Raw genomic sequence first — 287 nt, forward strand, 5'->3', positions numbered from 1 at the left:
TTCACCTTTCCAAAGAACTACCCGATGATCTTTCCGGGACCTTATCGGCTAAAGTGAATGCAGTACAAAGAGCAAGAACAGCTGCCAATCATAGTGCCACTCATTTGCTACATCAGGCGCTTCGTAAAATATTGGGAACACACGTGGAGCAGAAAGGTTCTATGGTGCAAAGTGATTATCTAAGATTTGACTTTTCTCATTTCAGCAAAGTTTCTGCGGAAGAACTGCAGCAGGTAGAGAAGTTCGTTAATTCCAGAATTGCTGAAAGACTTCCGCTGGTCGACAAT

1 pseudogene is annotated in these 287 nt (G+C 43.2%); it reads left to right on the plus strand.

The annotated features are described in order from the left end of the window. A pseudogene (locus HC175_RS23315) lies at window positions 1-287 on the plus strand (alanine--tRNA ligase); the annotation flags it as partial.

The organism is Salinimicrobium oceani (assembly GCF_012037645.1).